Origin of the sequence: Coleofasciculus sp. F4-SAH-05 (assembly GCF_040222985.1) — a bacterium.
Taxonomy (GTDB): domain Bacteria; phylum Cyanobacteriota; class Cyanobacteriia; order Cyanobacteriales; family Coleofasciculaceae; genus Coleofasciculus; species Coleofasciculus chthonoplastes.
Genome location: NZ_JAVKBY010000156.1, coordinates 1 through 22,737 on the forward strand (window position 1 = coordinate 1; position 22,737 = coordinate 22,737).

The 22,737-nt window shown below is 45.3% G+C and carries 15 protein-coding genes and 2 pseudogenes; 12 read left to right on the forward strand and 5 right to left on the reverse strand.

What is annotated here, in order from left to right; all coding sequences use genetic code 11:
• Positions 1 to 131 precede the first annotated feature (131 nt).
• From RIG27_RS19070 to RIG27_RS19080, 3 genes and pseudogenes are all read left to right on the forward strand, one after another.
• Positions 132 to 1,703 (forward strand): annotated as a pseudogene (locus RIG27_RS19070) (type I restriction enzyme endonuclease domain-containing protein); the annotation flags it as partial.
• A gap of 651 nt (positions 1,704 to 2,354) precedes the next feature.
• Positions 2,355 to 3,785, forward strand: coding sequence for a hypothetical protein (locus RIG27_RS19075; protein WP_446347736.1), 1,431 nt, complete (start codon positions 2,355 to 2,357; stop codon positions 3,783 to 3,785).
• Between the two features lie 798 nt (positions 3,786 to 4,583).
• Positions 4,584 to 5,967: pseudogene (locus RIG27_RS19080) on the forward strand (IS4 family transposase).
• A 232-nt stretch (positions 5,968 to 6,199) separates the two neighbouring features.
• Here the strand turns inward: RIG27_RS19080 and RIG27_RS19085 are convergent.
• Positions 6,200 to 7,345 carry a response regulator gene (locus RIG27_RS19085; RefSeq protein ID WP_446347738.1) on the reverse strand — a complete coding sequence of 382 codons (1,146 nt, stop codon included), beginning with the start codon at positions 7,343 to 7,345 and terminating at the stop codon, positions 6,200 to 6,202.
• Between the two features lie 469 nt (positions 7,346 to 7,814).
• Here RIG27_RS19085 and RIG27_RS19090 point away from each other — a divergent pair, with 469 nt between their 5' ends.
• The 5 genes from RIG27_RS19090 to RIG27_RS19110 all read left to right on the forward strand — a co-directional run bounded on the left by RIG27_RS19090 (position 7,815) and on the right by RIG27_RS19110 (position 13,868).
• Complete coding sequence (locus RIG27_RS19090) at positions 7,815 to 8,687, forward strand: alpha/beta fold hydrolase (RefSeq protein ID WP_446347740.1); 873 nt, start codon at positions 7,815 to 7,817, stop codon at positions 8,685 to 8,687.
• A gap of 347 nt (positions 8,688 to 9,034) precedes the next feature.
• On the forward strand, positions 9,035 to 9,355 hold the full coding sequence (locus tag RIG27_RS19095) for a hypothetical protein (protein WP_446347742.1): 321 nt from the start codon (positions 9,035 to 9,037) through the stop codon (positions 9,353 to 9,355).
• 358 nt (positions 9,356 to 9,713) lie between these two features.
• Positions 9,714 to 10,028 (forward strand): hypothetical protein, encoded by a 315-nt coding sequence (locus RIG27_RS19100; RefSeq protein ID WP_446342223.1) that lies wholly within the window; start codon positions 9,714 to 9,716, stop codon positions 10,026 to 10,028.
• The gene (locus tag RIG27_RS19105; protein WP_446347744.1) at positions 10,003 to 10,131 is read left to right on the forward strand and encodes a hypothetical protein; all 129 of its coding nucleotides are present in this window, start codon (positions 10,003 to 10,005) and stop codon (positions 10,129 to 10,131) included. The genes RIG27_RS19100 and RIG27_RS19105 overlap by 26 nt, the downstream gene beginning before the upstream one ends.
• A 152-nt stretch (positions 10,132 to 10,283) precedes the next feature.
• Complete coding sequence (locus tag RIG27_RS19110) at positions 10,284 to 13,868, forward strand: GAF domain-containing protein (RefSeq protein WP_446347746.1); 3,585 nt, start codon at positions 10,284 to 10,286, stop codon at positions 13,866 to 13,868.
• 350 nt (positions 13,869 to 14,218) lie between these two features.
• Here the strand turns inward: RIG27_RS19110 and RIG27_RS19115 are convergent, their stop codons facing one another.
• From RIG27_RS19115 to RIG27_RS19125, 3 genes are all read right to left on the reverse strand, one after another.
• Positions 14,219 to 15,211, reverse strand: a complete 993-nt coding sequence (locus tag RIG27_RS19115) for a phytanoyl-CoA dioxygenase family protein (RefSeq protein WP_446347748.1) — start codon at positions 15,209 to 15,211, stop codon at positions 14,219 to 14,221.
• A 213-nt stretch (positions 15,212 to 15,424) separates the two neighbouring features.
• The gene (locus tag RIG27_RS19120; protein WP_446347750.1) at positions 15,425 to 16,486 is read right to left on the reverse strand and encodes a ParA family protein; all 1,062 of its coding nucleotides are present in this window, start codon (positions 16,484 to 16,486) and stop codon (positions 15,425 to 15,427) included.
• Positions 16,483 to 17,676, reverse strand: coding sequence for an ATP-binding protein (locus tag RIG27_RS19125; protein ID WP_446347752.1), 1,194 nt, complete (start codon positions 17,674 to 17,676; stop codon positions 16,483 to 16,485). The genes RIG27_RS19120 and RIG27_RS19125 overlap by 4 nt, the downstream gene beginning before the upstream one ends.
• A 212-nt stretch (positions 17,677 to 17,888) precedes the next feature.
• Between RIG27_RS19125 and RIG27_RS19130 the strand changes: the two genes are divergently transcribed.
• Together RIG27_RS19130 and RIG27_RS19135 are read left to right on the forward strand one after the other, a co-directional pair.
• On the forward strand, positions 17,889 to 18,152 hold the full coding sequence (locus tag RIG27_RS19130; protein ID WP_446347754.1) for a hypothetical protein: 264 nt from the start codon (positions 17,889 to 17,891) through the stop codon (positions 18,150 to 18,152).
• Positions 18,142 to 18,375 (forward strand): hypothetical protein, encoded by a 234-nt coding sequence (locus RIG27_RS19135; protein WP_446347755.1) that lies wholly within the window; start codon positions 18,142 to 18,144, stop codon positions 18,373 to 18,375. The genes RIG27_RS19130 and RIG27_RS19135 overlap by 11 nt, the downstream gene beginning before the upstream one ends.
• A gap of 192 nt (positions 18,376 to 18,567) precedes the next feature.
• On the opposite strand, the gene RIG27_RS19140 is transcribed toward RIG27_RS19135, so the two are convergent.
• Positions 18,568 to 19,197, reverse strand: a complete 630-nt coding sequence (locus RIG27_RS19140; protein WP_446347783.1) for a CatB-related O-acetyltransferase — start codon at positions 19,195 to 19,197, stop codon at positions 18,568 to 18,570.
• A 167-nt stretch (positions 19,198 to 19,364) separates the two neighbouring features.
• On the opposite strand from RIG27_RS19140, the gene tftA reads away from it, so the two are divergent.
• Together tftA and RIG27_RS19150 are read left to right on the forward strand one after the other, a co-directional pair.
• Positions 19,365 to 22,004 carry a hormogonium tapered terminus morphoprotein TftA gene (tftA, locus tag RIG27_RS19145; RefSeq protein ID WP_446347757.1) on the forward strand — a complete coding sequence of 880 codons (2,640 nt, stop codon included), beginning with the start codon at positions 19,365 to 19,367 and terminating at the stop codon, positions 22,002 to 22,004.
• A 356-nt stretch (positions 22,005 to 22,360) separates the two neighbouring features.
• Positions 22,361 to 22,558 (forward strand): hypothetical protein, encoded by a 198-nt coding sequence (locus RIG27_RS19150; protein ID WP_446347759.1) that lies wholly within the window; start codon positions 22,361 to 22,363, stop codon positions 22,556 to 22,558.
• Positions 22,559 to 22,737 lie beyond the last annotated feature (179 nt).

Sequence of the window (22,737 nt, forward strand, 5' to 3'; positions counted from 1 at the left end):
CTTAGCTCCGATTCAGAAATGGCTTGGAGGGGTATAAAGGCAAAAGTTCCTGATACCCACCGAGAACAGCGGTTCCCAGTGGTAACAGCAGGGCAAGAATCCCTAACTAGATTACTTGTAATTAGTTAGGGTCTGTTCAAGACCTCAACACCACCCAAAAAGCCAAAGCCAAACAAACCCAAATTGAAGCGATTGTCGGGTCGAGCCAACGTCTTACCACCATCGCCCATGATATCATCACCCACTTTGAACAACGCCAAACCGCCAATCGCGGCAAAGGGATGATTGTCACCCTCAGCCGTCAAATTGCCGCCAACCTCTACGACAACATAATTAAACGGCGTCCTGATTGGCATAGTGACGACCTTAACCACGGCAAAATCAAAGTCGTAATGACCGCTAGTGCTTCCGATGAAGGCAATCTGGTACAACATCATACCAGTAAACGCGATCGCCAAATTCTCGCCCAACGCCTCAAAGACCCCGAAAACGACCTCGAACTGGTTATCGTCTGCGATATGTGGCTGACTGGGTTTGATGCCCCTTGTCTCCACACCATGTATATGGATAAGCCCATGAAAGGGCATAATTTAATGCAGGCGATCGCGCGAATCAACCGAGTTTACTATGAAAAGCAAGGCGGCTTAATTGTCGATTATCTCGGCGTCGCCAGCGAACTCAAAAAAGCATTATCCTTTTATTCCCAAAGCGGCGGTAAAGGTCAACTCACCCTCGACCAAGACGTCGCCCTAGGCTTATTTTTAACCCAACTGGAAATCGTCGAGCAAATCCTCGCTGATTACGACTACCCCTCTTATTTCAGCGCTGAAATTGCCGAAAAGCTAAATATTCTCAAAGGAGCGACCAATTATGCCGCTCATCCAGACATTAAACCGCGATTTTTAGACGCTGTTACCGCCTTATCGCGGAGTTACGCCTTAATCGCTCATCATCCCCACGCGATCGCGCAAGCCGAAAAAGTGTCGTTTTTCCAAGCCATTAAAGCCAGCTTGCGTAAACTCGAACCTAGTGATGGTAGTCTCAGCGATCGGGAACTAGAAACCGCCATTCGTCAAGTCGTTGATCAAGCCCTAGTATCCGATACTGTTGTTAACATCTTTGACGAAGCAGGCATTCAAAACCCCGATGTATCGATTATCTCCGAACAGTTTTTAGCCGAAGTCGAAGGCGTGGAACACCAAAACCTCGCCGTTGAGGTGTTGAAAAAGCTCCTCAAAGAAGAAGTTAAAGCCAAAAGCCGGACTAACATCGTTCAAAGTCGCAAGTTAGCCGAAATGCTCGAACATACCTTGCGTCGCTACCAAAATCAAGTAATTAGTGTCGCCGATGTGATTCAGGAACTGCTCCAGATGGCGCGAGATGTACAAGCAGCAACCCAACGGGGAGAAGACTTAGGACTAGAACCCTACGAACTCGCCTTTTATGATGCCCTCGCGCAAAACCAAAGCGCTGAAGACGTGATGGGAGTTGACCAACTGCGGAAATTAGCCAGGGTATTAGTCAGCCGCATTCGTAAAAATGTCTCCATCGACTGGAATCTCAAAGAGAGTGCCAGAGCCAGAATGAAAGTGATGGTCAAGCGTTTACTGCGACAATATGGCTATCCACCAGATATGCAAGCGTTGGCGATTGAACTGGTCTTAGAGCAAGCCAAAGTATTTACAGAGTCAGGACTACTGTAATACAAAAATTTCCATATCTGTCTTACAGCGACTCTGCGTAGGAAGAACTTAGAGGACAAATTCACAACCCTTGTGTCGTCTATATTTCGTCTATTGCTCGACATATCAATATATTGAAATATATCACAAGCTGTCTTGTATTAACACTGAAAGTGTAATACTAAAACTATCTAATTTTGCCGACAAATTCAGAAACTAGCTAATCTAAAGAAGATAATTATAACACACAAATAAAACTATTAATATTCTCTTAATTAAAATTTTTATTTTACGAGTATTTGCTTAAATATACTTTGAGTTATTTTCACAATTCCGTCTTCTGCCTGAAGGTAGAGGCTATCCCCCAAAACGAACAACTATTGTTAGTTTTAATGCTTTTCCGCCATTTTCCGGTAAATCAGCCTTGTTTCGACAAAAACTCTATATATAGCGCTTTTTGCGTTTACACCCCCTACATCTATTGCTTTTTCCGCTTATTTTGCCTAAATATTTAAGTCAAAATGAATCATTTTACATAAAGAAACTGTAAAGTAATACTTTTATTTTTTTAAAGAAATGATGAAGTTTGCCAAAAGATATACAAAGAGGTTGCAAAAGTTAAAACTTATTGGTTAATATGCTATTCAGAACGAAAAAACCAGGGAACCTTGCATGTCTAACTCGGCTTTGCCTCAAGATGATTCAATGCATCTCACCGATTCAAGCACAAGCAAAACAGGCAATAAAACAACTAAAAAATTTTTAATTGGCACCCTTGCCGTATGTATTGGTGTCATTGGTTTAGGAGGAGCTGGACTGGCGTATCGACAAACCACACGATATAAAGTCAGCGAGGCAATGGAGGTTAATCTCAAGGAATTAACCAATACTCAATATCCCGCCAATACCTCAGGTTTAAGTCAAAAATTCCGCCGCTATAACGACCGCACCTTAACCGTTGTTAAACGGGATGACACCCATGTCGATTTTGTCCTAGAACCGAATAACGACCACACCGCTAAAATCGTTATTAAAAATATTGACTTAGAACTTTTGACCCCGAAAGTCCCTGAATGGACTAAAAACGATGAAGGCTTAGAAGTCATTGCCTTTACTGACCGCGAATGGAACCGTCAACAGGTCAGTTTTCCCGCTGACTCCGAGCATATTGAAATTAGTGGCGGCGATGGATTTGAAAAAGAAAACCTCTACCAAGTCGCCTTAGCCAACAATTGCATCAATGGTGGATTGTGGGAAGTGATTCTCACCACCCAAGAAGATGGCAATAAAGCCATGTACTACCAAGGATGGTTCGACTTCCCCCTAGGAATGTACAAAGAAGTCTTTGAAAAAATCAACAATATATCCTACTGGAAATACTGGCGACGCATGGAACATTGGCAAGATCCCAGTGGCACCGTGGTCAAAACTGACTTGCTGCGAGATGTCATCGATGAACAAGAGGTTCAAGCCGATTTCCCGCTGGATGAAAAAATAATTGTCTCCGGTGAGCAAGTCCGCAAAGTCCGCACCGTTCTCGCCAATAATTTGCAAACTTGGGGCGATTTCTATAGCGGTGAACATGAGATTCAATTTGGCTCCTTTGTTCCCCCTGGATACTATAATACGGATAAACCTTGGGGAAATGAATTCTGGCGCATTGGTCAATTTGACAAAGCCGTTCTCCGGAATATTGACCCTGTAGGTGTCGATGAAACCTTACAGGAACTGGAGTTGACGTTCACGGATACGAAAACTAATGAACAGAACAAGTTGTTTATTAGTGGTGTCAATATCAAAGACCTACCGCAGTTACCTGTAGAAAACTACAACAACGGGTTATATATGCCCCTAGGGATTGGCATTCCTCCGTTCTATCAAGACTACGAAGAACTGAAAGCCAACCATCCCGATAAGAGTCCTTATTTCAGCGTATTACTGGATTCTAAGGGCGGGTGGATTGACCATCACAAAGTTGCCCTAGATGGCGTGGTTATGCACCTTGATGAGGATAACCCAGAACTTTTGCATCTGTACTTCTTATCCTACGAACGGATGACCCTAATTGCCCATTTCAAAATTGATGTGAAATCCCTCAATTAGTCCATCGTCGTAACTCACCAATAAATAAGATACCCGATTTCTCTCAGAAGTCGGGTATCTGAAACTGTCATATCCAGCACAAACGCCACATATAGCAATCCTATTTAGGGGCTGCTGAATAAAATGAAACCCTTGCTATACCTTAGTTTCAAGCTTTTTGATTGTTGCATCCTATTTAGGATTGCTATATAGTAGGGGCTCTTCTGTGCCCACCCGTGTCAACTTAAGGTAGAAAATCAATGCTGGCAAGGTTTTAAGCTGTGTCTATTTACTCCTCGACATTTCCCCCTCATCCCCTAACCCCAACTCCCACCCCCCTCGTTCCCCCCTACAAGAGCTATGCATTACTCACATCTTTCTTAACAATTCAGAAGGCTGGACATATCTAGGTTTCAACCTAATGACGTTACATTTATTAATATGCTCCCTCGGTAGTCCCTGATCCATCGTCAACGTGAGAATACGGCACACTGACAACAGGGTGTGGTACAGTAACAGCCTTCCCTTGCATCCATGGGACTTCAGCAACTTGGCTTAACCGATGTAACTTGTCCTCAGGAAAGTTTTGAGCGGTTGGTTAAAGGCGACGCGATCGCAGATCGCAACAAATCTAGTTGAGCTATGGCACTCTCCCCCTTCCCATGTTTTGGGTGGTTGGTGTAAAACAGCGCGATTGCCTCCGGCACGGCGCTCCGCGCGATCACTCAAAAGGTTAATAATGTGAATTTTTGTTTCACTTTTTTGATTGACTGTTGGTGTGAAAAGCCAGCAAGCCGAAAAGATTAGGAGGTAATTCAAATGAGCGATTGGGCAGCCGCAGAATTGCAATACGCCGACTTGGGGGATGTGCGCCGCAAAAAAAGGCTCATACGTCTAGTGAGTGACTTGGCTGCCCAACCCTGCGCCAGCATACCCCAAGCATCGGGAAACTGGGCAGCAACCCAAGGGGCGTATGATTTTTGGAGTTCTCCTCATGTCAAAGCCTCCTCGATTGTTCAAGCTCACCAAACCAGTACTCTCAATAGAATCAAAGCCGAAGCGGTCGTTATTGCGATTCAAGATACGACAGAACTCAATTTCACCCATCATCCCAGCAAGAAAGGTATGGGTTATCTAGACAATAGTAAATCATCGGGTTTAAAAGTGCATTCGGTCTTTTGTAGTAGCGCTTCCGGAATACCTTTAGGAGTCTTACATCAACAAGTCTGGACAAGAGACCCTGCCTTTTTGGGTAAGAAACATCAACGACACAAAAAAGATATTCAAGATAAAGAATCTTATCGCTGGTTAACGGCACTGCAGGCGACTCAAACCCTAATCCCACCGGAAACAACCGTGGTAACAGTTGCTGACCGAGAAGCTGATATCTATGAGTTGTTGGCATTGCCCCGTCGCCCAAACAGTGAGTTGATCATTCGGGCTAACCACAATCGTTGTGTCAAGTCTACACAGCCCGAACCACAAGTGCAGCGCTTGCAGCAAGCCCGAAGAGAACGTTACGCCAACGGGTCAACTTACCTTGGAATTGAGACGACATCCAGAGCGTCAAACTCGAATCGCCACTCTCACACTGCGGACTACCACCGTAGAATTACAACCCCCCCATACTCATCCACAAGCTCAACACCTTCAACCTGTCTATATACAGGTGATTCAAGCACTTGAAGTTGACCCACCTCCGGGTGTGGAACCCGTTAATTGGTTACTCCTAACCACCTTAGTCATCACTTGCTTTGAGGATTTGGTGCAATGTTTACGTTGGTATTCTTATCGTTGGTTGATTGAACGTTATCATTATGTTCTCAAGAGCGGTTGTCGCCTTGAACAACTTCAATTGGAAAGTGCCGATCGCATCCACCGTGCTTTGGCTACCTACACGATTGTCGCTTGGCGATTATTATGGATCACCTATCTCGCCCGTTACCATCCCGATCTGCCTGCCGACACTATTTTAGAAACCCATGAGTGGCAGGGTCTTTATTGCACGATTCATCATCACCCTCACCCCCCTGACTCCCCTCCCAATTTAAGAGATGCCGTGCGTTGGATCGCCCAACTCGGCGGGTTCTTAGCCCGTTCTCATGATGGCGAACCGGGGGTTAAAACTATTTGGCAAGGTCTGCGACGACTGCATGACATTGCCCAGAAAGAGGCTTTTACTTTCCCCCAAAACTACTGCTAAAGTCAAGGAAATTTATGTTAAGAAAGATGTGAGTAATGCATAGCCTACAAGAGGGGGGAGGACAGAGGATGCGGGAGCTTTCGTTGCACGGGAGAAGGGGAACTGCCCTCACCCCCATCCCCTCTCCCCGGCGTGGGAGAGGGGCTGGGGGAGAGGGGTTGAGCTTAAGTTGACACCAATGGGCAGTGCCGTGCCCCTACAGTTAGCATCTGCCTCCTGCTTTCTTGCTGCCTTATCCCAAATGTTGCTGCACCATATCCAGCAATTCTTGAGCTTGAGGCGGTTTCGCTAAAAATCCGGTTGCACCCACAAGTTGAGCGCGAGTCCGGTCAATTGATGTATTTTTAGCCGTCAATATAATAATCGGTGTCTTTTTAAACACAGGAGTTTCTCGCAGAAACTTACAAATGCTATAGCCATCAGCATTAGGTAAAAGGAGGTCAAGCAAAATTACATCTGGCTTATGTTCAATCAGTTGAGAGAACCCTCGCATCGGTTCGGGAATACTCAATACTTGATAGCCATTCGGAATTAGAATTTTTCGTAACGTGAGCGTTAACACCGGACTGTCATCAATGCAGGCAATTAAAGGCGTTTTTGTTTTGAGTTGATTTTGCTTAATTTCAGGTGGCTTTTTATCAGCAACTATCGGAGCATTCCCCAGATTATCGTTGCTGTTTGGTAAGGTCAAATCAGGAATGTCTTTAAATTTGACTATCCCTTGTTTAGTCCAATCCATCAAAGAATGAGTAACTTCAATGATGGATTGATTTCGCTCAACTGCAATATCCCACAAGGTGAATTGTCCATTGAGATGCTTGTCTGCGATCGGCAATTCGGATATGTCTGCTCCCTCTTGTAAAATAGGAGCTAGAGTCGGGTGAAGGTGACTCAACCCAGCCGCTTGCCATTGTTGCTGCATTTGTTCGGCTGTACTCAGAATCGTTTGTATTTCGTTGCTGGATAAGGCAACAACTTTGCAAAATGTCGATATCGCTGTTTGGGTGGACTTCCAGTCTCTGTTCAAATCCGTGTAAGGCGTGAGTTCAAATAAACATTCTTGAACTAAACTGCGAATGATTAACTTGGCTTGAATTAGGCTAAGTTGTTTTTGGCTCAATCCGCGATCGATGAGCTGACATTCCCAACTAGGATTGTTGGAAAACTGGGAGTAATCAGTCCTCCAGTGCCAATTCGACCGATGCTGATTGATTGCCCGGTTCCAGCGTCTCACGGGATGATGTTTACTCTTCGGATAAAGTAATTGACCCCGAACCAAGTACAATGTCCAAAATGCCTGAGAGTTTTTTAGAATTAGTTCTCCGTTTCCATGTTTACTATAGTCGTTTAACTCTTGAATTAGACGGGTTAAGTTCATTCGTAATAATGAAATTATTTTTTATAAATAGAAATGTGTGACCTGGTACAAGCGGCTTCCCGATCTACGTCATAACACGAGAGTTTCAGGTCACTGCTAGTATTCTTTTTCTTTGTCAAAAGAATTAGCATCTGATTCAAAGATGGAACCGATGCACTAGAAGAGTAGATGCTTGCCTTGAAACGTAAATGTTCTGAATTGACTCAACGGCGCGATCGCGCTCAAAAAACGGATAACTAATCGGAAACGCCTGTATCTGCTGTTGGGAAGGAATTTCACCCTATGCACCATCTGAGTAACAGCAAGATACTCTATCTGAGTATAAACTAACGTATTTGGTTAAGATCTGTCTACTTTAGGACTTACGCAGCGACCCCATATGTAGTAGCAAAGGTGCGTTACGCTACGCTAACACACACTACGAATAGAGGCTTTGCGTAAGTCCTGTACTTATTCCCTGTTAGCACGTATGTTTGAGCAATTTACCCAGCATCGGATTACCACCTCAGACGCCACGATTAATCTGGTTATGGGTGGCGCAGGATATCCTCTGTTACTACTCCATGGTTATCCGCAAACTTATGTAATGTGGCATCAGGTTGCGCCCGTTCTGGCACAGTACTTCACGGTGATTTGTGCAGATTTGCGCGGCTATGGTGACAGTGATAAACCCCACTCTGATCCAGTCCATCTGACCTATTCTAAACGGGTAACTGCCCAAGACCAAGTGGAACTGATGGATATTTTGGGGTTTAAGCATTTTTTCGCCGCCGGTCACGATCGCGGCGGACGGGTGTTGCATCGCCTGCTGCTTGATCATTCTGATCGGGTGGATAAGGCGGCGGTTCTGGACATTGTACCCACCCGCACGATTTTTCAAACGGTGGATAAAGAATTAGCGACGGCTTACGAACATTGGTTTTTTCTGATCCAGCCCTATGATTTTCCCGAACGACTGATTGGTGCAGACCCAGAATTTTACCTGAAAACCAAGATGCACCAATGGAGTGCGACACAGGCGGGGTTTACCGAAGCGGCGATGGCGGAGTATATTCGCTGCTTCAGTCAACCTGATGTGATTCACGCTACCTGTGAGGATTATCGCGCCGCCGCCTCAATTGATCTAGACCACGATGAGGCGGATATTGACCAGAAGATTCAATGTCCTCTGTTGGTGTTATGGGGAGCAAAAGGCTTAATGCAACGCCGCTATGATGTCCTGCAAACCTGGCGCGATCGCGCGATCGATGTTCGGGGTCAGGCGTTAGACTGCGGTCATTTTCTCCCAGAGGAAGCGCCGCAACAGACAGCCAAGGCGTTGCTAGATTTTTTTAAAGGATGAGTGAGGGAAGATGGGGAAGCCTGTTCCAGAGGTGCGGAGGAGAATTTTTCCAGTCCCCAGTCCCTAATCACCCAATGTTTGTGATCAGCCTATTGCCGATAAGCGTGCAGATTGACTATCATGCTATTGGTGTATTACGTGTTTTACGCTATCTTACGGTTAAGTACGTTTTCAGGGTCATCGCAATGGCATAGAAAAGAAACCCGACCTTTGAGAAAAACTCAAGCTAGGGGAATCTCTCTGATCTAGTCTGTTGCCAGTCAGCGCATCTACGACACCAAATTGAACAGGTCAATCGTGACTACGCCAATTGGGTGTATGACTTAACCTTTTTATGTAGGTTTTTTTTGACAAAACAGTTATTGAATTATCTGTGCGAGGAGTTTATCTTGGCATTCATCCGACTCGCCGATTTGATCATCAATATGGACTATGTTGCGGCAGTGACGTTCAGCACCTATAACGGATTGGGTGAGGGAAACGAGATCCCGGTTGTAAACATTTGTTTGGCAATTCCAGAGGGGGCATTAGATGGTCAAGCGTCATCATGTATAGGGGATTGCCGGAATTGTCAGGGTATCGAAAAGCTGGAATATGAGAATGATTTAGCGATCGCGATTTGGAATTATTTTACCCAATCCAGTGAGGTGACGGTGCTGTTTGAGTGACACCGCCGGGACATTAGGAGTGATGACTCTTCGCCCCTGCGAGGCATGGCGCGTGAGTTCACCTCCCTCCACTGTCACACCCCTGCTGCCTGATCCCCTAGTTTATGAAGACTCGATGAAACCTCTAAGACTTAGTTGCTGATGCTGGTGTAGTTGACCTATGATAAGGAAAGTGTATTACAAGTTATACGACTGTCTTACAAATTCAACCGTATCTGGGAATGAAAGCCTAGGGTCTGCGATCGCTCACCTTTGTTGCTTCTGTTCTCCTCAAGGTTGGACACCACCAGGGTAAATCTATCGTTTTCGCTTCAATCCCACTATTCCTGAATGTGGTGTTTTTTTAGGTACTAGCACTATGAGTTCATTCAAATCCGACAAGCAATTACATAATCTCAATCCCTCAACCTCTGAACTTGTATCTTCTGAAGAAGTACAGCAATTTGACCTCGAAAATCAATTAGCAGAACTTGCCGTTCCTTTAGCCCAAGCCTGGAAAGACAACCATCCAGAAGCGCAACCTGCATCAGAAGCGGATTTAGATGTTTGTACGTTGACGGTGGCGATTGAAATGGCGATAGCCGGGGAAGCAGTTGGCGGTCCCATAGGTGCTTTAATTGCCTCTGGTGGGGGTGTCAAGGCGGCTAGTGTGGCGTGTAGACGAGTGCTTTAATCCAATATCGTCATTTGTCATTTGTCATTTGTCATTTGTCATTTGTCATTTGTCATTTGTCATTTGTCATTTGTCATTTGCTATTGGTGAATTAGGACTCTAGCAAAAAATGCGAGTTTATTTTTGGACAACCCCTGAGGATAAGTGTCTGTCGTGTTTTGTAACACCAGAAGTCCTCTGATACCGTTTTGGATTGTAAATTTTAGATTTAGATTTAGTTCTCTCAAAAGACTCTCATTTCAAGGACATCATTTCATGGCTACTAAATTTGATCCACTTAACACTTATAACTCTCAATCCCATGAAGACACTTTGAATAGAGGGTATCAAAATAGTGCAACGAATTATCCTAACAGCCAACTCCCTCTCGAATCCGTTCCCCCCCCAGGAATGACTCCTCCAGAGGTCAATAAACAGCCTTCTTTCCTGGGGCGTACTCTTCCAGGGAGCTACAATCGGTTATTATCCCAGAACAGTACTCCCCTGCGGATTCAGTTATTACAAACCATTTTGCCGGCTGTACTGGTTCCCTTGGGATTAGCGGGATTGGTGACATCTGGAATTATTTCGGGACGCAGCCAAGAACAAACTGAGCAGTTATTACAAAATGAAGCATTATTAACCAGTGATCTGGTCACTGAGTTGTTAGCCGAAGCCGAAAAAATTCCGGCAATTGTGGCGCATAATCCGTTAGTCATTAATGCGGCTAAGAATACGGCAACAGTGGCTCAAGCTGAAGGACTGCCGATAATTCCGATTGAGCAGCTTGAACAAACCTTCGCCACGAATAAAATTGTCCAACCCAATTTATCTCTGAATAGTTATCTTCAAAAAACAGCAGAAATTAGCGAATTTTCGGAGTTATTTTTTACCGATAAACACGGGTTTAACGTTGCATATAGTCGCCCGACCTCGGACTTTGTGCAACGGGATGAACAATGGTGGCAAGCAACGAAAACAGGTGAGGGTCGGTTAATCGAACCGACGTTTGATCAATCGGCAAATACCTTTGGAATTGAACTGAGCCAAGCGATTACTGATCCGAACTCAGGTGAATTTCTGGGTGTGGTCAAAGGGGTCTTACCCGCCACAGCGTTCGGTAAGGTGCTGAATAATTTGCTCTCAGATTTACACTTAGTTAATTCTCAAATCGTACAACTTTTAGCCCTGACCCAAGAGGGTAATGTCACTGTAATTCATAACGTCGGGATTCAGGATGGAGAAGGTCAACAGACGGTTGTGGGGGGTGATGCGATCGCGCAAGGTGCCAAAATGTTGCTCGATAGCCTACAGTCTCAGAATCCTCAGGCGGAATCAGTAGCGAGTAATTTGCCACTCAAGGATTTAACCCTAGAGTCAGTCCCCTCTCAGGTTGGTGATCCTCAAAAAAGCGCTAACTTTGAATACGCGGGTCGCCGTTATCTTCTGGTCACCGTTCCCCAAACCAACTGGGTGATTGCGGTTTCCATGGAACTGAGTGACCTCCGCAGCACTGGATCTCAAGCCGCGCTGACCTTTTCCTTAGCGTTTCTGCTCTTAGGCGGTGCGATCGCAGCAATCCTGTTATTTTTAGCCCGTCGCTTGGCAATGCCCTTAAAACAATTGGTGGGCACGGCTGAACAAATGATTGCAGGGGATCTCAATGTTCACGCTGAACCCGTCGGTCCGACAGAAACCCGCCTCTTGTCACAAGCGTTTAATAATCTGGTCACCAGTGTTAAGGGATTACTCTATCAGCAATCGGCAGAAACTCAACAGGCAGAATTATTTGCCAACATCGCTATTTCCCGCGCTCGGACTGAACAAGACTTAGAGGAAGTCTTCCAGACGGCTGTTCAAGGAGCGTTACAAATTCTGGACGTTGATCGGGTGGTAATTTATCGGTTCCAACCCGACTGGCGGGGATACATCTCCAATGAAGCCGTCGCTCCCGCTTGGACTCGTGCCTTGGGGGATAAAATTGAAGACCCTTGTATTGGGGATGCTCTGATCGAAGCTTACAAACAAGGACGAGTCGTACCCACCAATAATGTTTTTGAAGCGGGATTTCACCCGGATCACCTCCAGTTAATGGAACGGTTACAAGTGAAAGCCAATTTGGTCACCCCCATTCTCAAAGATGAGCAGTTATTTGGCTTACTGATTGCCCATCACTGTAATGCGCCCCATAATTGGCAACCGTCAGAAATTGAATTTCTCAAGAAATTAGCCATTCAAGTCGGTTTGTCCTTAGACCGGGTGAACTTCTTAGTCGAAAAAGAAGCGGAAACCGAACGGGCGCAACAACTGAATGAAATTACATCCAGTATTCGGGAATCCGTGACCGTGGACGAAATTTATCATGCCGCGATTACAGGAATTCGCAAAACCATGAAAACCGATCGCGCGATCGTTTATCTATTTGACAAAAACTGGAAAGGCACGATCTTGGCTGAATCGGTGGCGGCAGGCTTTCCCAAAGCCTTGGGCGCGAATATTGCTGACCCCTGTTTTGCCGATCAATATGTGGAGAAATATAAGAAAGGTCGAGTCAAGGCGATTGAAGACATTCAAAAGGCGGGTTTGAGCCAGTGTTACTTAGGTCAACTCGAACCCTTTAAAGTCAAAGCCAATTTAGTCGCGCCGATTTTGGCGTATGGTGATCTTCACGGCTTGTTAGTGACTCATCAATGTTCCAGTACTCGGGTGTGGCAAGACTCAGAAATGACCTTCTTTAAACAGGTAGCGATTCAACTCGGTTCAGCCTTAGACCGTTTAGATTTCTTAGCCCAAATTGAACAATCCCGTCAAAAAGCCGAACAACTGGCAGAGGAGCAACGTAAACAAAAAGAAGCCATTCAAATGCAATTAGTTGAACTGCTCAATGATGTAGAAGGAGCAGCCCGAGGGGACTTAACAGTACGGGCAGAAGTAAATATTGGTGAAATTGGCACCGTTGCTGACTTTTTTAACTCAATTGTGGAGAACTTGCGGCAGATTGTCACGCGGGTACAAGAGTCAGCGCTTCAGGTGAATATGGCGGTTGGTGAAGACGAGAAAGCGATTCAGCAACTGGCAGAAGCAGCACTGAAACAGGCAGAAGAAACGACTCAAATTTTAAATTCTGTCGAACAAATGACCCAGTCGATTGAAGAAGTCGCCGAGAATGCTCGCCAAGCGGCAATTGTTGCGGGTACAGCATCGAATACGGCACAAATGGGTCAAGCGGCGATGGATTTAACGGTAGAGAATATCTTAAATCTGCGGGGTACGATTGGGGAGACGGCGAAAAAGGTGAAGCGTTTGGGTGAGTCGTCTCAACAGATTGCTAAGGTGGTATCTATCATTGAGAAAATCGCCCTACAAACCAACTTACTTGCGATTAATGCCGGGATTGAGGCAGCACGGGCTGGTGAAGAGGGTCAAGGCTTTGCCGTTGTTGCCGAAGAAGTGGGAGAATTGGCAGCAAAATCAGCGGCGGCGACTCAAGAAATTGAAGAGATTGTTGAGAGTATTCAACGGGAAACGGCGATGGTGGTTGAGGCGATGGAACAAAGTACCAAGCAGGTGGTAGAAGGAACACAGTTAGTGGATGATGCCAAGAATAGTTTGGGTCAGATGTTAGAGGTATCCTATCAGATTGACCAATTGGTGCAGTTAATTTCTACGGCTACGGTGTCTCAGACTCAAACGGCGCAAGCGGTGAGTAGTTTGATGTATGAGATTGCTATGGTTTCAGCCCAAACCTCTGATTCCTCGACGAAAGTGTCAAATTCGCTGCGAAAAACGGTGGAAGTGGCGCGAGAGTTGCAGGCGTCTGTGGGGACGTTTAAGGTTGATCCAAAACTGGATTATGAGTAAGGTTTTGCTTGTATTGTCGTGGGGGTAGGTGTTAGGTATTAGGTATTTTACCAGCCCACAGATCGGGCGGGGTATCCGCCAACAGGTGTCCCGATTACCCGCCACGCCCCTAGGTGCTCAGGTTGGGGGAGATGAGGGAGATGAGGGAGATGCTGCTTGTTAAGTAAAAGTGCTTTCGTTTTTGACCGAATAGACACTAAAACGAAAGCACTTATTGGGTCAAACTCCACCGTTAACTTTTATTGTATAGGACTTACGCAAAGCCTCTATGTGTAGGGTGGGGAGAGCGTAGCGTAACCCACCTTTGCCACGATATGCGGTGTAGATGCGTAAGTCCTGATTGTACCTACCTACTTATCGTAAACAATCGGATTATAGGGACTCGCAATAGGTTCCGCCGGCTGGATACCGGGCATAAACTTCTGCCAATCACCAGAAATCAGCGTTGGAGAATTAATAACACTAGCTCCATTTTCAAAATAACTGATGCCAAAAGCTATCCGTTGTTGGGTGGTATAGTTAGCGCCCGCTCCATGAACATTTAAACAATGCTGAAAACTGATTTCCCCAAGTTGGAATGGTTCCCGATCAATCACAATACCGTGAGATTCAATCATTTCGGATATGGCGCGATCATGACCTTTACAAAACTTATCAAAGGGGATTTCCTGAACTAGCTTATAGTTCTCCATGCCTTTGGCTAATTCCAGCGGACCCATTTCTTTGGGAGTTGGCTGTAAAGGAATCCACATCGTGCCAACATTATGGCTAGCAATTGGGTAATGGTGACCATCATAATGCCAGGGAGTACGACCGCATCCCGGCTCTTTGCACAAAAAGTCATCGTGATATATCCGAACGCTTGATACTTGTAATAACTCTGCTGCCAACTGACCCAACTTTTTGCTCAGGACAAATTCCTTAGCAATTTCACTTTCGATCCACATCATTTCTCGACTGCTGAATTGTCGGTTTGAGTCAAGTTTGTTATGCTGCTCGAATAACTGCTTCAATTTTTTTCGTAACAGATATAAAGCTCCGGGGCTGAGAATATTTTTAATTCTGATATAACTGTCCGTTTGAAATTGTTGAATTTGATGGTCTGAAATAGGATAAGGTTCGGCTAGCTCTTTTCGCAGTTCCTCAATGGAGGGAACTTTCTGTACAACATATTCAGGTTGAACAATCAATCCTTCTCGGTTGAGCTGCTTTTCGCTATTGTCAGCCAATGAAATGTACCAATTCCACCATTGTTCGTTGGTTCCAGTCCAAGCTTCATCTATGCCATCAGTTTGAGCATTGGCGGCGGGCAGATAAGAGTTTTGATTGCTAGAAGATTTCATGAAAACATAAAGATTTGTTTAGAAACACTCAAGTCTCAATGGTTATTGTATTCTCTGTTTTAAATAAACACAAGAGCAATAATCAACAAAAAATCAGTGGATTGGCTTAAATTAACTCAACCTTACGGACTGGACAAGTGCGATCGCGAAACCCTTGCCAATGTGAGACTTCCGTGGATAGTTAGGTTTATTTTCACCAACCTACTTATGCTATCAAGGCACAGTTGGTGTTGGCAACTGTTTTACTCCTGTTCGTTGTGCGATCGCGCGAGCCAATTTTTCAAATTCTCGGTAGACATTCCTCACCGCATAAGTATGAGCGCCAATCGCCCCGTCAGCCGGTTTTAGGTGAAAGATAGGCTTACGGGCTTCCTGAGCCATGGGCATTAAACTTTGATAGTTTTTTAGTAAGGCTAAACAATTCGGATCATCAGCTACAGAAAGAGCATTACTCAGCGGCTGATCTAATACATCTTCATGATAAACCGTTGGAATACGCGCAATCCAACGGTTGTACGCCTTCACTGGACGATCTAATCGGGCTGAATGTTGCAAAACCACGTATCCAATCGGCTGCATTTTGCCTTGAGGAAGCTGTAAATCTGTGGCTAAACCCTTCTTTCCTGGAGAACTTTTTTTTGCTAATCGTTCTTGCCATTCTTCGCGCCATGTCCGTAAGGTTGGACCCAGATTCCGTAACCCTTGCAACGAAAATAAATCCGGTGAAAGAGGAACAACTACATAGTCGGCTGAAATTAGCGCCGCCCGATTAATTGCTCCCAAATTAGGACCAAGATCCAGTAATATAACATCAGCGTTATGAGCTAAAGCGGCTTTTTGCATAATTCTCCAGAAGGCAGACATAACCCGAAACGCTCTTTCTTGACCCCCTCCACCTAAACAATTGGGCCACTGTGCTGAAAGCTCATCTTCAAAACCAGAAAGATATAAATCGCCCACCAAAAGCCCTAAGTCTCCTCCAAAAAGCGATAACTGAGCTTCTTCAATGAATTCCAGGTAGGGATTATCAATATCACCCGTTCCTTTTAATAGCGGTTGTATACAATCAAAAACTGTATGAGCATCCTTGCCTAACCAAAGTTCTTCCAATCGCTCCTCGTCCAGAAATGCAGCCGTCAGGTTAGCTTGAGGATCGAGATCAGCAGCAACAACTCGCAACCCCATATCTTTATACATCCAGGCTAAGTGATAAACTAATGACGTTTTACCCACACCGCCTTTGTTGTTGAAAAACGCAATAATCGTTGTGTTCATGGTTTTTTCTTAAGTGTGACTAACAGATGGGCGTCTTCGACGACAAATTCTGGAGGTGGATTACCGTTTTTTTGTAGTTCTTTGCGTGCCAATTGAATTCCGACTCCAAATCGCTGCACATAACCTAAGTTCTTCATCGCTTCGGCTAAATGAGGATTGCGGTAATCGGTTACACCGGGCTGACCAAAGTTTTGCTTAGTCACTTGACCAAAAGGACCACCAGGATTTTGAATCTCGATACGATCATTAAACCAGGTAATCCGAACTGGCGCGTATGTTCCTTCATAAATGCGGTGCATCACGGCATTTCTGGTTAGTTGTTGTAGCGCCACAATGGGATAATCAGGCTGTCGCATTTCAATAGGCTGGGCTGTGATATCTGTGGCTATGGAAATATGAGCTTGAAGCGTTGCGTCAAGTATTCGGAGTAAATCAGGAAGTGAACCGCCAATTTCCTTCTGATCTTTAATAGGATCTGTTAATTCACTGCCATCAATACGCAGAAATTGAATATAGGCACCCGGAAGAAATTGTCGTGGATCACTACCAACGACTAAGACACCCAATACTGTTGGTTTGGGCTGGGGTTCAACTGTGGCAAAGCGCATTGAGGTGAGTTGTTGCTCAATAGAGCGTTCATTTTCTTCTAGGATATCAATCGCTAAAGATGAAGGTAAATAAACGCGCCGAAATAAGTCTAAATCTAGGTCATCTAAGCTAGCCGATGGTAGAGGGAGAATATCAAAAGGTAAATCCTTTGCCCGCCTTTTTTCCGCTAAACGACGCTCTTCTTGTCGTGTAGCCGTTGCTCGGCGCGGACCCACTCGTACCCAAATCCGTCCATTGAAGCGCACCGGTGGATCATCAGAGGGTTCTACGATGACAACCACTAATTCACATCCACTAATCGTTCGTTTCTGGACAATCATGCACGGAAAAGGCAGAATATTTCCATCGGATCGTATATCAGAGAGAGTGAGCAGGAATTGGTCAGTAATTGGCAAGTTTGCACAAGTTCCGTCATTGTTAACGCCAATAAACAGGACTCCGGGTTGCTGGTGGTTGGGTAAGTCATTGGCAAAAGCACAAATAGCCTGACGAATGATATTTCGGTCAGCTATTGAAGCTTTACGTTCTACCCGATCCGATTCCAGATCATTGAGTAGAATTGCCAACTCCTGATCATTCATTCAGCCCTCCTTGGTAATACTTTTAGTTTAACTCGTTGTTTCTATAGTAGTAGTCTTTGGCAGATACTGCTTTAACATCGTCTCCCCCTGCGGAGTCGGCGCTGTCTTCACCACTACTTTGTCAACCGAATATCGGGATTTGAGCCAAATGGAGAAGATGAATATACAATGGGTAGAGAAGGATGTGAATTGTAGTAAATACGGGAAACACTATGACACCCCTTGTTAGCCTAAAACAACAGTTATTGAGGGAGATTGAATCACTCCCCGAAGATCGACTCCAAGATGTCTTGCAATTTGTTGGGTTTTTACTCTACTGTCAAAATCAGTATACTTCCCCCGAACAAAGCGACGTAGAGCCTAATAATAAAAAAGAAACATCGGCTTCTACTTCCGATCCGATGTCAGAATTTATTGGAGCAGTTTCTTACAGTGGTTTAGCTAAAGCTATAGATATCGAAATTTATGAAACCTAAGCTGTTCATCGATACTTGGGGCTGGTTGACTCTCCATAATAAAGGAGAAAATCAACATCAAGAGGTTGTGAATTTTTATATGAATTTTCAGAATAAAAATGGTGTTATTTACACCACAGATTATGTATTCGATGAAACCTTTACTCTGTTTTTTAAGCGTCTACCTGCCACTCAAGCGAAACGTTCTGACTTCAATGGTTGTGATGAAAGAATTGGGGATTGACATGGTGCTAACGGGCGATGCTCATTTTCTTCAGGTGGGTATGGGGTTTCAAAAGATACCTTGACTGGGTTAGTCGTGATCGCACAATCTGGGCATGACGATAATGCCACCCCTCTTCCAGTACACTCAAACAATTCTCTAACCCTTGCGCTTCGGGAATATTACACGCGATCGCACTTCACTAGCACCCAGTTATACAGCTTCCCGTAACGCCTGTATATCTGAACCACAAATGGCGTTCAGATTACGGGTAATCTTCTCAATATCCCAGTTCCACCATTGAATCTCTAACAGTTCCTCAATAACGTTATCCTCAAAACGCTTGCGGATTAATTGCGCCGGATTTCCCCCCACAATCCCATAAGGTTCAACCGGGCGAGTCACCACTGATGCTGTGGCGATAATCGCCCCATCCCCTACATGAACACCGGGCATAATTGTTGCGGCATAACCGATCCAGACATCATTCCCAATCACTGTATCCCCTTTGTGGGGCCAGCTATCAGGCATGGCGACTTCCCATCCGGAACCAAAAATTGGAAAGGGATAATTAGTAAACCAATCTGTGCGATGATTCCCCCCATTCATAATAAACTTGACATCTGAGGCAATCGCGCAAAATTTGCCAATTATTAGCCGATCTCCGACAAAATCAAAGTGATATAAAACATTCCGTTCAAAATTTTCGGGATTCTCGAAATCATCGTAATAGGTGTAGTCACCAACGATAATGTTAGGATTCTTGATGATATTTTTTAAGAAAACTAACCGAGTTTGGTCAGCTAATGGATATTTGCTATAGGGAGATGGTCCGTGAATCATAAGTAACCCTTTGGGATTTTGGCGAAGGGACATCATTCCCTGGACATAAATTATGTCCGCTGTACTAAGAAATGTTAACAAGCGTTAAGTCCTTACTGTTCCCTGTTCCCCCATCTCATGTAGTAAAATTACTAAAATAACTCTAAATCATTTTAAATGAACAGCCAATGGCTTTAACGCTTAAAATATTTGCAGATACCCTCCTAAAACAGCAACCTGTCGATAGTAGTCAAATCTCTAACCCAGAAGACCTTTATAGTCTGACGGAAGGGACAGAGTTAGTACTGCACAGTTGGGACCCTAAGGACGGAGAACCTCACCATATCCGGGTGGCGTTTGCCACAGACCGATTTAACAACAAGAATACATGGTACGCCTTTACCGACCATATTCAGATTTGGGACGGCGAAACCGTCTTGCTACCCCCAGTGTCTCCCCCTGGTTCTACCGAAGTTCTGTTTAATGTGCGTTCCTGTTCCACCCATGTTGTGCGGGGACTGGATCAGCAGGTGATTAATGAGATGAACTTTATCACACCTGACACCCTGGTCAGTTTTGAAGACTTGAATGCGCGTCTGGGACAAGCCGTGTGGCCCTTCCTCCAGCCCGCTGCTAAAGCCGCCCTGGGACGGGCAATTCGCGATCGCGGAATTCCTCTAACTATCAATTCGGCGTATCGCACCATCGCCCAACAACTCATCCTCTACAATCACTATCGGGGAGGTCGTCGCTGCGGAATTCAACTCGCCGCCCGTCCACCTCGCAGTAATCACCAAAGTGGTTTAGCGCTGGATATCCAAGATACCGATGGCTGGCGTCCCTTTCTAGAACGACATGGCTGGCGATGGTTGGGTCCGAGGGATTATCCTCACTTCGACTATATTCGCGGCGGACGTGATATTCGTAGCCTAGCGGTGCGGGCGTTCCAACGGGTTTGGAATCGATACAATCCCCAGGATCGAATTGCCGAAGATGGGGGCTATGGACCGGCTACCGAACGGCGACTGAATCGGAGTATTATCGGCGGTTTTGGGGAAGTCTGGCAGGACTTTGAAATCATTAAGTTGACAAGTCCCTACATGCATGGTATAGATGTCCGCAAAATCCAGCAAGCGTTAGCAGATGCCAAAATTGATGTTGGGGTAGATGGCGTGTTTGGACCAGGAACTCAAGCAGCAGTCAAGCTGTTTCAAAAGGCAAGGAACCTAATTACCGATGGTGTGGTGGGACCGGCTACTCTCGTGCAACTGGGATTTTTCGGCGCACCTGTGGTTATCTCACCGCCCAAACCCACTAAACCCACTGAACCCACTGAACCTACTGAACCCGAACCCGAACCCTCTAAACCCGTAACTCCACCCGCAACGGCTGTCGGGCGCATATTTATTTCTGCGGGTCATAACCTTAAAGATCCCGGCGTTGTTGCTTTAGGGACAACGGAAGCCGAGGAAATGATTCTTACTCGTAACGCCTTGGTGCAGGAACTCCAGTCACGAGGGGTTAATTTCCTGACAGTACCCGATGACCTGGATCTAGGCGGTACAATCAAATGGATCAACGATCGCGTTCTGCCTGGGGATGTGGCGATAGAACTGGGTGGTAATGCCTTTAATGGTTCGGTGCGGGGTACTGAAGCCTATTATATTGATGGAAACGAAGACCGCAAGGATGATGCTAAGTTGGTCTTAGAGGCATTCTTGGAGAAAGTCCCTGAACTGCGTTTACCAGGAAAAGCCCTCTCTCGTGGTGTTAAACCGGATACCTTGAGTGCCAAAAATCAGCTTCCGTTTTGTCGTGAAGTCGCGGCGGCGTCGATTATCTTCAATCTGTGTTTCCTCGATAATCCCGAAGACTTAACCTTACTTAAAGAAAACCGCGATCGCTTTGCTCAAGGTTTAGCCGATGGATTGCTGCAATGGAGTGGTCAAACGGCAAAATCGGATCAAACTTCACCCCATTTCCAACTGATTAATATCCAAATTCAAAACTACGATCATGACGAAAAAGGGCTTCTCGTCAACGGGAATTCCTATATTCCGGCGGATCTGGTAGAGAATTTAGGTGTTGATCTGACTGTGGAATCGGATATTCGCCAAATCAGTTATGGCAATGTCGTGTATGTAAAAGCGGTTGATCTCCAGCCCTTTAATATCTCTGTCGGCTGGGATAATGATACCAGAACGGTATTACTGAATACCGCGACTCAAACGGATCTGGATGAATCGGACAAGATTATCTGGTTTGGCAATACCACAGAAGCAGATTTAAAAGCCTTTCTCACCAGTAATAATGACAAAGCCCTGGATCAGTTTCCCGACATCCATACCATTTACATGGAAGAAGCGGAAAAAGAAGATGTCAATCACGATATTGCCTTTTGTCAGATGTGTCTGACGACCAACTTTTTACGCTTTGGCGGTTTATTACAACCGGAACAGAATAATTTTGGCGGTTTAGGGACAGCCAATAGTGATCCGGCGGGTGCATTTTTCCCAGATATCCGCACGGGTGTGAAAGCCCACATTCAGCACCTCAAAGCCTATGGAACAACAGCGCCGATTGAACATCCGCCCATTGTCAGTCCTCGGTTCCAGTTCGTCTTACGCGGGAGTGCGCCTTCGGTGTACGACTTAAGTCGGCGCTGGAGTGCTGATCCGGAATATGGGAATAAGATTATGGCATTAGTGCGGCGTTTGCATGGTGTGGTGTCTGATGTGGAAGACACACCTCAATCCTTCTTCATGCGTTTGAGTCATACGGTAGCGCCGATGGAGAATAACGGTAGCGATAGTCCCTGTGGGCTTTAACTTGCCCTTGCGTCCGCCTGCGCGGACTTTGTTATAACGGGTTACCTAGCCCGGATTTGGGATAAAAGTGCAACAGAAAAAGCCATGCGATCGCGCCCTCATCCACACAACCCGTAGGGGCGGGTTTAGGGACTAGCCTTTGGCATATAACCGATAACTGTTATACAAAACCCGCCCTCCCCCAGCTGTATGTAACGGATTGTTCCATTCTATGCAAAAATAAGTCCCGTAGTAATTAAGCAGGTTGGTGGAAATAAACCGAACTCGATTACGTTCTGTCACTATTCCTGAAACCTTTACGAATGACATAAGACGATACCCGCCGTTACCTTTAATTTTGTTCGACTACTTATATTATGATTCAACCTCCCCGATCTGATACCCTAATTTATGCTTATATTTTTGCCATTTCTGTAGCTGTTACGATTGTGGTTTATATTTTTAGAGGTGTAGGAATCCTCAGCTTTATTCGAGGAGGTATTTTGTTGCTATTAATTTTACTGTCTATTGCCACAGGGATTATTTACGGGGTGCAGAAAACCAAGCGGTACTAATACTCAATCAGGGTTAACGCTCCGGATGCGATCGCACCCTTCGTTCGTAGTCAGCGCTTTAGCGCCTCCGGAATCCTGAGTCTGGGTCGTTCGTAGTCAGCGCTTTAGCGCCTCCGGAATCCTGAGTCTGGGTGGGCGCGAGTTACATCGGGGTAAAAAAGAAACGATAATCGTGAAAG